This is a genomic window from Halalkalibacterium halodurans, from assembly GCF_005671335.1.
GTDB classification, from domain to species: domain Bacteria; phylum Bacillota; class Bacilli; order Bacillales; family Bacillaceae_D; genus Halalkalibacterium; species Halalkalibacterium halodurans.
Genome location: NZ_CP040441.1, coordinates 3,457,401 through 3,470,204, shown reverse-complemented (window position 1 = coordinate 3,470,204; position 12,804 = coordinate 3,457,401). Strand labels below are relative to the sequence as shown.

Below are 12,804 nucleotides of genomic sequence, written 5' to 3'. Positions count from 1 at the left end.
GAATCTTTACTGTTTTTCCACTAGTCCATAAAAAAAGAGGTGCAGAAGCTCGTCGATTTGCCGGGAAATGTCGTCATTATCTTCTTCCTGAAAGCATCGAGTAAGCTCGTTCATATACATGGAAAAGTAGCGCTGCATCGTGGAAACGGAATAAGCTGTTGCAATATAGCCTTCTTGTTTCCCTATTTCAATCACCTTCAAGAAAAACGTTTGAACTTTCTCTTCGCTGCTCTCCAATATCATTTGCCAAGGGCTAGCATCGACTCCATTTTTCGCGGACGTATGATGAGCAAATGCTTTTAACTGCTTTGCTTCTCGAACGAAAATGTCCGCTACTTTTTCAGGGAAAGGTCGGTCAGAGTATAACACTTCCTCGTAGGCGGAAAGCTGTTGCTCTATCCAATGGTCCAATGTGGCCTTATAAAGCTTCTCTTTTGTTCCAAAGTAGTTAAAAATGGTCGCAGGGGAAACACGAGCCTCTGTTGCAATTTCATTGATGCTCACTTTGGCATAGCCGTATGTCGCCATGAGCGAAAAGGCTGCTGTGAAAATTTGCTCCATTTTCTTCTGTTTTCTTCGTTCAAACCCATCCATCATCGTCACCTCTACACTTAAGTATAAAATTAATTTTATAGTGTTTCAATAAAATAAGTATAAAACTATTGCGGTTAATTTTATAGTAATTATATAATTATGATATAAAACTATAAATGAGGTGAAGGAATGGGGCATGTGAACGTACCTACATTTTTACACGATGTGTTTGGAGAAAAGCCACAGCGCGGTGAAATCATCTTCACGTTAGCGTTTGGGGGAGTCCTTACGACCGCTTTATTTTTAGCTTATCCAGATATTTATGAGGGCCTTCCATTTTGGCGTAGCTTCGTTGCCTTTCTTCTAATGTTCGATATTTTCTCAGGATGCATTGCCAATTTTACGCGATCAACAAGTAACTATTATGCAATCGATCACAAGAAACGTATAGTGTTTCTTGTGATTCATGTACATTTAATTGTTGTCGCCCTTTTAATTGATGTCCCACTCTGGCCAGCGGTCGTCGTATGGGCTTACACGATAGGTGGTGCATTTATAGTCAATGGGCTAGACAAGAGACATCAATTATTTGTCGCTGGTAGCTTAACAGCTGCTGGGCTTGGGGGGATTCCACTATTTTTACCGTTGGAGACATATATGCTCGTGGTGAGTGTTTTATTTATGGTCAAAGTATTACTCTCATTCAGCGTTGATCATTACGGAGAGACGAAGGAAAACCATCGCTATGGCTGAGTCCATTCGTCCATTAACAAAAAATGATCGCCAGCAATTTGTCACGGTCATGACGAAAGTCTTCGCCAAGGACCCGTTGTTTCTCTTTATCTTTGGGGATTTGTATAATGATCACCGTGCACAACGAAGAGCGCGTACATTCATGGGCTTTATTTTTGATAAAAGCATGGAGCGTCAGGCGGAGGCAGTATGGGGATTATTTGACAAGGATACATTGCTCGGTACCTATGTAGTTGAATCGTGTCCAGCAGAAACGAACCATTCATTCGCTGAGTTGTATCGCTTAATGATTCTCATTTTTCGACTTAGTTTACAATTGCCACCGAAAATGACTTGGCAATTAAATCGTTACATGAGGGTGACTCGCGCCCACGCACCAGGCATTCCCCACCATTACTTGACCATAATAGGAGTTAGAAAAGAAGCTCAAGGGGCTGGGAGAGGAAGAAACTTACTCGAACATATTTTTGGCACCATTGGCTCTGTGGAACTTTCTTTAGATACGGAAAAGAAAGAAAACGTTACGCTCTATAAAAAATTTGGTTTTGTGCTAACAGATGTGGTGAAGTGTGGCCCTATCAACGTTTATTGTATGAGGAAAACGATTCGGCCTCGGCAGAAAAACTGACCAAAGATGTAGTATCGGTTGTACGAACGATTTATAATGAGTAATGTTATGGTCGAAGGATGGTTAAAGGAGCTGGGGTCATGGATTATGTAAAATTTCAGCAGCTGTTGTACGTCGTTCTTTTGTTTCTCTTGGTTGGGGGCTGTTCACCCGTTCAAGAAGAACAGCCATTAGGTGAAGACGAAAAAAACGTGATTACCGTTTCGGCTGCTGCTAGTTTAACAGATGCTCTCGCAGAGATAAAAGATGTGTTTGAAGGGGCGCACCCACAGGTTGAAGTCGTTTATAACTTTGGTAGCTCGGGCTCGCTCCAACAACAAATTATACAGGGGGCTCCTGTCGATTTATTTTTTTCAGCAGCAGAGGATAAGTTCGCTGAATTGCTTGATCGAGGCTTAGTGACAGAGTACGTCAATGTTGTAGGCAATCAGCTCGTATTGATTGCATCGGGGAATCACCTCAATTCAATAGAAGACTTACATCGTGTAGGTACAGTTGCCATTGGTACACCGGAAACCGTTCCAGCAGGTATGTATGCAAAAGAGTGGCTTCAGGCGGCCGGTGTATGGGAGGAGCTAGAGAATCAGCTTGTTTTTGCTCAAGATGTGCGACAAGTGTTGACATATGTGGAGACAGGAAATGCGGAGGCGGGCATTGTTTTTTATACAGACGCTCTTAGCTCATCAGCTGTAACGATTGTAGACACGGCCGAGGAAGGGATGCATACTCCAGTTAAGTATCCATTAGGAATAGTAAATGGAAGCTCGCAGCGAGAGGAAGCGATGCTTTACTATGATTTCCTACAAACAGAAGAGGCGACAGCGATTTTAACAAAATACGGTTTTACGGATTTGGTTCCATGATGAACGAGCAGTTTTGGAGCCCGGTCAAGCTTTCAATAGAAGTTGCTTCACTCTCCTTACTAATTGTTTTCGTTCTTGGGATTGGCATTGCAAGACTGACAGCAAATCGACGTTTTAAAGGTCAGTCGCTCATGGACACCGTTTTGTTGTTGCCTCTTGTGCTACCGCCCTCTGTTGTAGGCTTTTTATTGATCATCATATTCGGCAGGCAATCACCTATCGGCCAAGGGATCGAATGGGTGTTTCACCAGCCTATCATGTTCACTTGGTGGGCGGCGGTGATCGCCGCAACCGTTGTCGCCTTTCCCCTTATGTACCAGTCCGCTAAGTCAGGATTTGAAACGATCGACCGAGAGATTGAGGATGCCTCCCGGGTAGACGGGGCAAATGAACGGCAAGTATTTTTGCTCGTAACGGTTCCTTTAGCCTCTCGAGCAATTGTGACAGGTGCGATTTTAAGCTTTGCTCGTGCCTTGGGGGAATTTGGTGCTACTTTAATGTTTGCAGGGAATATCCCTGGTCGGACGCAGACGATCCCAACTGCCATTTATATCGCTATGGATGCTGGAAATATGGAGCTTGCTTGGCTTTGGGTCCTCACGATTCTCGTGATTTCCTTTACGATGCTACTCGTGTTAAATGTATTTAAAAAACAAGGGTGAGGGCGGAAAAGCTCTTGCTCTTTTGTGATGGCTACTTTTTTTAACGAGTTAGGTTAATCCCTTGGTTCAGTACGATGATGGAAGACACTGTCGCGGGTATGTCATGGGTAATGGCGCTCAACATATTAGCTGTCGCTGCTGGAGCACCACCGTTGCTATCCGCCTTGCTCCTCGGTTTCTTCAGCAATTTGTTCTCTTGTACTATCCATTATGGTTCAGGTCCAGCACCTGTTTTTTTCGGGACGGGCTATGTAGACCAGAAAAAATGGTGGTCAATTGGATTCTTCATCTCAATCATTCATATCGTCGTCTGGTTAGGGATTGGTGGCGCGTGGTGGAAAGTGTTAGGCCTTTGGTAAAAGCAAATTGAGTTTTCCGCACGTTACGGTCTGAAGAAGAAAGACGTTCGCTCTAGGGTTTGGCAATAAGTCGAGTTTTCCTACACGTACGCATACTGGTGCAGCTCAAGGGGGAATCAATGCGGCGATGGCTTACCGAGACCGGTTAGATTCTCCTACGAGGCGCTTTAAAGAAACGGTTTTTGTTCATTAAGGAAATCTAGTAATAAAAGATTAAGCGATGCATCGCGATAATTCACTGTACTTTGAAAGCGTTTTTAGTAAAATAAACCTTGAGGGACACTGACAGAATGGAGGACTGAGCAATGCCACTAATAGACATGCCGTTAACCGAATTAAAAGAGTACATGGGACGTAATCCAAAGCCAGATGACTTTACTGAGTATTGGGATCGTGCTTTACAAGAGATGAGAAAGGTAAATCCAAACGTAGAGCTCATACCGAGTGATTTTCAAACCACGTATGCAGAATGCTTCCACCTATATTTTACAGGGGTTAGGGGTGCTAGAATTCACGCAAAATACGTGCGCCCAAGACACACGAGCGGGACACACCCGGCGGTTATTCATTTTCACGGATATACGATGAATGCGGGGGAATGGACGGGTTTACTTCATTACGCAGCCCTCGGATATTCTGTTCTTGCAATGGACGTTCGCGGGCAAGGAGGCTTGTCTGAAGACACAGGAGGCGTGAAGGGGAATACTCATTCCGGTCATATAATACGCGGACTCGATGATAATGCTGATCAATTATTGTTCCGTCATGTGTTTCTTGATACGGCTCAGCTTGCCAACATTGTGATGAACCTTCCTGAAGTCGATGAAGAGCGCGTGGCAGTGACAGGTTGGTCACAAGGAGGGGCCTTAGCGATTGCTTGTGCGGCTTTGGAACCGAAAATTAAAAAGGTAGCTCCTGTTTATCCTTTCCTTAGCGATTACCAACGCGTATGGGAGATGGATTTAGCCGAGAAAGCTTATGACGAATTGCAAACGTATTTTCGTCGCTTTGATCCACAGCACCGACGTGAGGCTGAAATCTTTACGAAGCTAGGCTATATTGATATTCAGCATCTTGCTCCACTCGTAAAGGGAGAAGTCTTACTTGCTGTTGGGTTAATGGATACGGTTTGCCCGCCGTCTACACAATTTGCCATGTATAACAAACTCACGACGACAAAAAGTATCGAGTTATATCCAGACTTTGCTCACGAAGATTTGCCAGGCCATCGTGATCGGATTTTTCAATTTTTATCTGATCTCTAAATCTCTATAAAGAACGAAGGCACCTTCTACATACATGAGGTGCCTTTTGAGCCTCTAAGCTAGGCCTTTTTTTGTATTTTTTTATGTTCCTCTTGCCAAGAATGACCATTCATCATTAGTAGTTTCATATTTTAACCTTTACTTAACCTAGCTTTATTATCAATCTATTGAGGGTCATTTACCATTTAACATACTCATTAAAGATTTTATCATTATATAAGTCAGCACCATCTACATTGGAACTTTTAAAAACGGGAGGTTCAAAACCTTGTTGGACTAATAGATGCAACGTTTCAACAATGAGAGCCTGTGCTAAAAAACATCCAATAGAATCAGAAGTAGCTCCAGAATAGATTTCGGAGTTTGCAATTTGGAAGCCTGCATCCCCGACTGGAGCTCCATTATCTAATACAACATCAGCGTATTCATAAAGTTTTTTGCCACTTTTATGTCTTGACGTAACCTTTTGAGAATGCTTCATACTGGTCATGGCAATAATCTTTGCACCAATATTACGGGATTCAATGGCCATCTCTACAGGAACGGTATTTCTCCCTGAGTTTGAAATAATCATGATTACATCCTTGTTGGTCACTTGGTGCAATTTTAGATATGATTTACTCAGTCCCTCGATTCTCTCGAGGTAGGTGCTTTTATTGGGACGTTCATGAAGCATCAGTTCAGGAGGTAAAATAGCTGTAACTAACGCGAGTCCACCCGCACGATTATAGATTTCTTCTGCAATCATATGGGAGTGCCCTGATCCAAAAACATAAAACCTTCCACCATTCATAACAGCCTCGGATACAAGGTGAGCTCCCTTTATAATGGCCTGTTCTTGAGTTTCTTGCACTTCAGACAGAATACGGTTAAAGAACTTACAATAATCAGTAAATGATGATGTCATTGCAACCTTCCTCCTTTAGAGTTTTTCTTTCAACTTTTTGTTTTATCCTTAATTACCATCCATAACGGTGGGGGCCCCAATTTTTTTCAATAAGGGTTTGTTTGTTATACAATAAGGTTTTGGATGGTACATCTTTCTCTACTGCAACTCCAGATCCAATGACACAATTACTACCTACTTTAATTCCAGGCATATATAGGCTCAAAATACCTGTACGGGTAAAATCCCCAAGGTAAACGGCATTTCCAAATTCTTCGGGAAATTCTTTACGATTGTTAACAATTTGGGTTTGAGGCTGATCATCAAAACGAGTAATGCCTACAGTGACTCCAGCAGCTATATCCGTTGATTCCCCAATGATTCCGAAAACTTCACCGAAATGTATGAAACTAACGTTATCAAAAGTAACACCTCTGAATTCAGCACAATGTCCAATCCGATTTTTATTTCCAATGACGCTATCTGGTCCAATTCTACAATAATTTTCTATACGACAATCGGAACCAATAACGACATTTCCTTCAATGATCACACCGTTATCAATTTTGGTGTAATCACCAATAACGGCATTTCCTTTAATCGTTACATATTTTCCTATCTTTACATGCTTGCCAAGCTTAACATGTCCTTGGATGTCGGCGGTCGGATCAATTTCACAAGTCTCATGTATTTCATTATTATTAAGTGCATGTGTCATCTCAGATACGGCTAGATGATTTGCCTGCATAAGGTGCCATGGTTTGTCCATATCGATTACTCCGTCGGTAACTGGATAAGACGAAACATTATATCCGACTTCAACTAACCATTGCAAACATTGCTCTAACTCAACTTCTTGCTGTGGCATAACCCCAGTAGGTACACTTTTCATGAATCCTGGATTATGGTTCAGCATTTTTTTTAAGACGTTAGTATTTAAAGCAAATGCCCCCATCACTCTTTCCTGTACATAATGGGGACGAGGATGACCAAAAATATTTTCTACACGGTTATCCTTCCCAACTTTGATTCCAAACCAATCTTGGGCGTGCTCGTTTTCTATTGGCTTAGATAAAATAACGGCATCCATCGTTTCACGTTGTTTTTCATAAGCTTCAATAAAACTGCTTAATCGTTCTCGGGTAATAAATATGTCTCCATATAAAATAAAAAGGTTACTATCTTGAAGGTCATACACAACCTTTTCTAATGTGTCTGCTGTTCCTTCTGTAGCAGAAAGTTCAATGATTTCAACACCTTCAACATCGTATATAAGAGATTTAATTCTCCGACTTAAATAACATGTGGTAATAATAATTCGTTCAAATGCCAAACTTTTAAGATGATTTACTAAATGAACAATGTTTCCTTGGTTTCCTATTGGTAAAGCAGCTTTTGGCCAATAATCGTTATATGGCCACATTTTTTTGCCTTTACCAGCTGCTAGTATAATGGCTGTTTTCACATTAATCACTCCATGTTCGATTCGTTAGCGTATAGCAATAGTAACCGTCCATAATAACTGATCAGAATAACTTTTATTTTATATTTCGGATTATCAAACATTTTAACGACCATTCACAATGATATGGAAATCATTACAATCAAAACTTAGAAATTTTTGACGAAGTCTATTCCGTTTCATGACTATGCCAAATATGTACATACCTCCTTTTATAATTGATATATACCAATTCGCTTTAAATATTATAAACTTTTGGTTATAATGTCAATAGAATAAGTTTAAATTAAAGGAATGTGAATGAATTGAATGTTAAAAAAAGACCTTTATATAAACAGCTTAAACAGGAATTAATTCAAAAAATTGAAAGAGGAGAGTTAAAACCAGGTGATGTATTACCTCCTGAAAGAGAACTTGCAAAGATATTTAATATGAGTCGTATGACGGTTAGACAAGCGATTTCTGAACTTGTTAATGAATACGTTCTTATTAGGCGACATGGTAGTGGAACATATGTGGCTGAACATAAAATTCCACAAGGGAAAAAATTAAAAAGCTTTAGTGAAGAGATGCGTTTAAGAGGAATGTTGCCTGGGTCTAAACTTTGTGAGAAAAAAATTGTTTTAAGTCCTTCAGCGAATATGGCGGCTGAACTAAAATCAGAGGGAAAGCTATTCATGTTAAAACGTTTACGGTTAGCAGATCTCGAGCCTATGGCGATAGAGACAAGTTTGCTTCCAATTAATAGATTCCCTAGCCTTGAAAATAGAAATTTTGAAAATGAGTCACTCTATGAAATATTAGAGGAAGAATACAATATTAAAATGACAAAGGCTCAACAAAAAATTGAAGTGAGAATGCCGACACCTCAGGAATCAGAATTACTTGATATAAATTACACGATACCAGTTTTTCATTTTAAACAGGTAACTTTTGATCAAAATGATACTATTTTTGAGGTTGCCCATTCAGTTTATAGGGGGGACCGATATGAAATAGAGACGGAAATCTATCGCTGAGCCTCTTTTAATAGACGGATTCATTGTTTAATCCGTCTGTTTTTTGACAAAACAGCAGTATATAGACTTATCACAAATTGATAAATACCAATTTTTATATTGGTATACTCGTTAATTTTGGAGGTGAGTTCATATGACTAATGAAAGAGCAATTATTTAATAAATCAAAACCAATTCCAGAGTTTTATTCCGCCTTTCATCAAGATGATGCTTCATACGAAACCCTATTGGGTATATTCAAACGTGCAAGAAAGAGCCCAATAGAAATGATGTGTGAGCCAGGTTTCGTTAACGAACAACTGTTAGGTCTTAGTTCATATAATTTTCTACGAATCCGAGAATTTTCTATCATAATTGACCGCAAGAAAATAGCTGCAGTTTATGAGTACGAAATTCAGTTGAAATTCTTCAAGATATTATTATAATCATCTTCCGTTTATTGGACAGATGGACCCGAAAACGACGAAGGCAACCTTTACCCTAGTAGAGGGAATGAACGAGCTTAAATTTTTTTGGTTTGTTCAGCTTGTTATTCTTTACATACTACTCCTGTTTTCGATATGATAATAGAGTGCTAAATCATAGCAAGTCCTCTAATAATCTTGATTTATTAACAAAAATCCTTAAAAACGCGCAACGTTCTCCTAAAAGATGCAACGATTGACAATGTGAAGAACTGTTGATCGTTGTGTGATAGTCTCTGACAACCCCTGCATTTTTGTCTCATTCTCTCGTTTTTTATTACACTCACATTACTACTGTTTCAAATTGATAAGGGTTCGTTTAAAACGCCTCTGTTTCCATTGAATCGTAGGTTGTAGGCTGATACGATTCAAAGCGTGGAAACACAAAGGAGGTTTTTCAACATGAACAATAAACGTTCATCGAGTGTTTTACGAACAATGGGAGTGACTGTCGCTACAGCAGGTTTTGTCTTGTTTGCTGCGCCTCACGTCTCGAGTGCAGCAGAAAAAGGACCGGTCTTACTGCATGAAGGTGTAGAATCAGAGAGCGTAACGGAGCTTCAGAAACTATTAGAAACAGAAGGATACTTAGACGATTTCGAAAAAGGGGTTTTCCATACAGAAACGGAAGAAGCCGTTAAGCAATTTCAAAAGGACCATGAATTGGTCGTTGATGGAATTGCTGGGCCGCAAACTCTCGGAGCGCTTCTCGTCCTTCGAGAAGGGGATGAACATGAAGTTGTCGTCGATTTGAAGGCGAAGCTAGAAGAGTTAAAGCTTTTTGAAGGAACGTTGGATCAACAATATGATGAGGATACAACTGAAGCGGTTCGCGAGTTCCAAGAAAAGCTGGACCTTCAAGTGGATGGGGTCGCTGGTCCTGAGACATTTGGACAGTTGTTCTATTCTTACTTGAAAGATGATGAGATTACGACAGAACCACCAGTGTCAACAGAGCCAGCCGGTGAAGAAGCGCGGGAAACAGAAGAAGGAACGGAAACAGTCGAACAAGTGGCTCATGAAGAGGAGGCCGCAAGCACATCAGGAGATACTGTCATCGAAATGGAAGCAACAGCATATACGGCCGATTGTGAAGGCTGCTCAGGCGTAACCGCTACAGGGATGGATTTACGTAATAATCGTGAGGCCAAAGTAGTTGCTGTAGATCCGTCTGTCATTCCGCTCGGTACGCGGGTCCATGTAGAAGGCTATGGAGAAGCAGTAGCCGCTGATGTGGGTGGAAGCATTCAAGGAAATAAAATCGATTTGCATATGGCAACAAAAGAAGATGCGATTAACTTTGGTCGCCAAAACGTAACAGTTACCATTTTGGATTAATCATATAAAGGCTCTCTCCCTTCGGGTGGAGGGTCTTTTTGCTACGTTTAATGACGGATCAAAAAGGAAATAGAAACGAAAGAGTAAAAATAGTCAACGCTCTTTCAGGATTTTTAACAAGTTAAGCGCATTAGTGAATTTGACAGACGTATGATAAGGGAGTAGAGTCAAAGTCAAAGGAACATTTGACAACAAATGAAGAAAGTGGTGGTGAACATGAAAAAAGTCGTCAGCATTGTTGGAAGTCCAGCCATTACATCAAGAACCTCAATTTTGACTCGATATGTAGAGAAAGCATTACGGGGAGCGGGCGTTGACGTTGAGACGATCTATGTTCGCGATCTCCCGCCAGAGGATTTACTTCATGTCAATTTTCAAAGTGAACCGTTAAAGCGTACCCATAGTATGGTAGCTGCAGCAGACGGTGTGATTGTCGCTTCTCCTGTCTATAAGGCTTCCTACACAGGGATTTTGAAAACCTATTTAGATTTGTTACCGCAAGATGGTTTGCGAAATAAAGCGGTTTTGCCGCTGATGAGTGGTGGAACATTCGGTCACTTGTTAGCGATTGATTATGGAATGAAACCGGTGCTAAATTCATTAGGAGCCCGTCACATTTTAGGTGGTGTGTACGCTTTGGACACACAGCTTGAATGGCAAGATAAAGATGCTGGGACATTCCGAATCGCGGAAGAAATTAAGCTTCGGCTAGACAAGGCAACGAAGGACTTAATGACTGCAATGAAAGGATAGTGCTTCTTTTCAAACAGAAGCGAGGCCTTTTACAAAAGGTCTCGCTTTTAAAAAGCTATAAGGGATTAACGTATAAGAACGATGGCTTTCTAGAGGGCATCATGTCACATGATCCGATTCCCATTGATAGGAGTAAAACTGCTCCAAATGCAACCATTTTAATGCTTCGGGATCTTGCGCTGTCCACTTCGGTTCCATGTCTTTTAGCATCCAAGCCGTCTGTGAAATATGGGCACGGATCGCTGCTTTTTTCTGCTCGGCTACAGGAGAAATGTCAAACACAATATCAGGATCTCCTAGCTCTTCCTGATGTCCATTAGAAAAGGCAACACCATATAGTTTCGGACGCATGCTTTTCTCTAATCTTCTTACAGCTCGGACGACTGCCCGTCCTGTCGCTTCATGATCCGGGTGTACTGAATAGCCGGGATAAAACGTAATGATCAAGCTTGGGTTCAGTTCGGCCATTAAGTCGCTCACCATATCGGTTAATTTTGTTTCGTCTTCAAACTCAATCGTTTTGTCGCGATATCCGAGCATCCGTAAGTCTTCAATTCCCATCGCTTCCGCCGATTTGATCAGCTCTTTTTTGCGAATGTCGGGCAGCGACTCCCTTGTAGCAAACGGTGGATTGCCAAGGTTTCGCCCCATCTCTCCAAGTGTGAGGCACGCATAGGTGACGGGAACCCCTTGCTTGCGAAATAAAGCAATCGTTCCCGAAACGCCGAAGGCTTCATCATCAGGGTGGGGGAAAATGACAAGTACATGACGCTCCTGATTCATTCCTATCACTCTCCTAATCAAATGGGGTCCTACTTATTTCAAGGGCAACGGCAAGCTTCCCATCATGGCCATGACCTGCTAAAAGAAGTCGGCCTTGCGTATCCAATTCGGCATGGGTTAATCCCTCTGTATACACCCAACCGATGGAAAGCTTTAATCCTACACGATACGGGCCGTTCCCAACGATTTTTCCGTGCTCATATTGAATTTTCACATTGCGAAGAAATGCTCCAGCAGAAAAAAAGGTTTGATCGAAATGAGAAGCGTAAGCACCATTTGTTGTTTCCACATGGAGATATACGTCCTCTTTCGCAAACTGGTCAATCCACTGTTGCACCTGTTGCGTTTGAATGGGTTCCACGATACCCCCCCTTACCTTCAATTGCGTTATTTTCACTTTACGAAAGTTTACCTTCTATACAGGATGAAAGTATAAGAAAAACGCTCGCTTCCGCCACTTGCCGAGAAGCCGAGTTTTTCTGATGTTCTCATTATATCGAAACAGTGCCATTTGTACCAATAAAGCGCCTATGGCTAAGTATCTCTTTACGGGATTAGCCTTACAAAAAAACCACCTACCCTATGCAAGAGGGGGGTGGTCATCCTAGTTTAAGCCGAATATGTCGAGTCATCGTGGGCTTTCAGGATTTTTTTGTCGAGAATAAAAGGTCCGAATGGGAGAACAGAAGCGAGAAGTGCGAGCAATGAGTGAGAGATTTTCCACCATTGATTGGAACCGTGCATAAACATAATCGCTAATACGTAGATAATAAACAGCACTCCATGGATGGCACCGACGATGGTCACAGCTAGAGGGATGTCAAACATATATTTCAATGGCATCGCAATTCCTAAAAGCAAGATAAACGAGATTCCTTCTGCATACCCAATGAGGCGGAAACGTTGAACCGAGGATGAAAACATCACATTCACTCCATTTCATTCAATCACTGTTACTAGTATAGCAGGGTTCTTTTTTAAGATTCCATGACGATTCCGTGAACAGACTCCAAGATTTTACGAATGTTTGCTAAG

15 protein-coding genes and 1 pseudogene are annotated in these 12,804 nt (G+C 41.4%); 10 read left to right on the top strand and 6 right to left on the bottom strand.

The annotated features are described in order from the left end of the window. Positions 1–6: 6 nt before the first annotated feature. Positions 7–597, bottom strand: coding sequence for a TetR/AcrR family transcriptional regulator (locus FED51_RS16910; RefSeq protein ID WP_083445462.1), 591 nt, complete (start codon positions 595–597; stop codon positions 7–9). Positions 598–723: 126 nt separating this feature from the next. Between FED51_RS16910 and FED51_RS16905 the strand changes: the two genes are divergently transcribed. From FED51_RS16905 to FED51_RS16880, 6 genes and pseudogenes are all read left to right on the top strand, one after another. After that, positions 724–1,287, top strand: a complete 564-nt coding sequence (locus tag FED51_RS16905; RefSeq protein ID WP_053430435.1) for a hypothetical protein — start codon at positions 724–726, stop codon at positions 1,285–1,287. After that, complete coding sequence (locus tag FED51_RS16900) at positions 1,280–1,915, top strand: N-acetyltransferase (RefSeq protein ID WP_053430436.1); 636 nt, start codon at positions 1,280–1,282, stop codon at positions 1,913–1,915. Before FED51_RS16905 ends, FED51_RS16900 begins: the two co-directional genes overlap by 8 nt. A gap of 80 nt (positions 1,916–1,995) precedes the next feature. Next, positions 1,996–2,778: a molybdate ABC transporter substrate-binding protein gene (modA, locus tag FED51_RS16895; protein ID WP_053430437.1), complete on the top strand. Its 783-nt coding sequence runs from the start codon at positions 1,996–1,998 to the stop codon at positions 2,776–2,778. Then, positions 2,778–3,440 (top strand): molybdate ABC transporter permease subunit, encoded by a 663-nt coding sequence (gene modB / locus FED51_RS16890; RefSeq protein WP_053431924.1) that lies wholly within the window; start codon positions 2,778–2,780, stop codon positions 3,438–3,440. The genes modA and modB overlap by 1 nt, the downstream gene beginning before the upstream one ends. 24 nt (positions 3,441–3,464) lie before the next feature. After that, positions 3,465–3,799: pseudogene (locus FED51_RS16885) on the top strand (anion permease); the annotation flags it as partial. 305 nt (positions 3,800–4,104) lie between these two features. After that, complete coding sequence (locus tag FED51_RS16880) at positions 4,105–5,064, top strand: acetylxylan esterase (RefSeq protein ID WP_010899467.1); 960 nt, start codon at positions 4,105–4,107, stop codon at positions 5,062–5,064. 178 nt (positions 5,065–5,242) lie between these two features. On the opposite strand, the gene FED51_RS16875 is transcribed toward FED51_RS16880, so the two are convergent. Together FED51_RS16875 and FED51_RS16870 are read right to left on the bottom strand one after the other, a co-directional pair. Next, positions 5,243–5,971, bottom strand: a complete 729-nt coding sequence (locus FED51_RS16875; RefSeq protein WP_053430438.1) for an SIS domain-containing protein — start codon at positions 5,969–5,971, stop codon at positions 5,243–5,245. A 52-nt stretch (positions 5,972–6,023) separates the two neighbouring features. Next, positions 6,024–7,415 (bottom strand): nucleotidyltransferase family protein, encoded by a 1,392-nt coding sequence (locus FED51_RS16870; protein WP_010899465.1) that lies wholly within the window; start codon positions 7,413–7,415, stop codon positions 6,024–6,026. Between the two features lie 302 nt (positions 7,416–7,717). Between FED51_RS16870 and FED51_RS16865 the strand changes: the two genes are divergently transcribed. The 4 genes from FED51_RS16865 (at position 7,718) to ssuE (ending at position 10,986) form a co-directional block, all read left to right on the top strand. After that, entirely contained in the window at positions 7,718–8,431 is a 714-nt protein-coding gene (locus FED51_RS16865) for a GntR family transcriptional regulator (protein ID WP_010899464.1), read from the top strand. Positions 8,432–8,571: 140 nt separating this feature from the next. Next, positions 8,572–8,856: a polysaccharide deacetylase family protein gene (locus FED51_RS16860; protein ID WP_053430439.1), complete on the top strand. Its 285-nt coding sequence runs from the start codon at positions 8,572–8,574 to the stop codon at positions 8,854–8,856. Positions 8,857–9,297: 441 nt separating this feature from the next. Further along, positions 9,298–10,233 carry a peptidoglycan-binding protein gene (locus tag FED51_RS21615; RefSeq protein WP_053430440.1) on the top strand — a complete coding sequence of 312 codons (936 nt, stop codon included), beginning with the start codon at positions 9,298–9,300 and terminating at the stop codon, positions 10,231–10,233. A gap of 216 nt (positions 10,234–10,449) precedes the next feature. Further along, positions 10,450–10,986, top strand: a complete 537-nt coding sequence (gene ssuE / locus FED51_RS16850) for an NADPH-dependent FMN reductase (protein ID WP_053430441.1) — start codon at positions 10,450–10,452, stop codon at positions 10,984–10,986. Between the two features lie 99 nt (positions 10,987–11,085). Here ssuE and bshB2 read toward each other — a convergent pair whose 3' ends face one another. The 3 genes from bshB2 to FED51_RS16835 all read right to left on the bottom strand — a co-directional run bounded on the left by bshB2 (position 11,086) and on the right by FED51_RS16835 (position 12,693). Next, complete coding sequence (gene bshB2, locus FED51_RS16845; protein WP_053430442.1) at positions 11,086–11,769, bottom strand: bacillithiol biosynthesis deacetylase BshB2; 684 nt, start codon at positions 11,767–11,769, stop codon at positions 11,086–11,088. Between the two features lie 13 nt (positions 11,770–11,782). Then, positions 11,783–12,130 (bottom strand): YojF family protein, encoded by a 348-nt coding sequence (locus FED51_RS16840; protein ID WP_010899460.1) that lies wholly within the window; start codon positions 12,128–12,130, stop codon positions 11,783–11,785. Between the two features lie 248 nt (positions 12,131–12,378). Continuing rightward, positions 12,379–12,693 (bottom strand): DUF3817 domain-containing protein, encoded by a 315-nt coding sequence (locus FED51_RS16835; RefSeq protein ID WP_010899459.1) that lies wholly within the window; start codon positions 12,691–12,693, stop codon positions 12,379–12,381. Positions 12,694–12,804 lie beyond the last annotated feature (111 nt).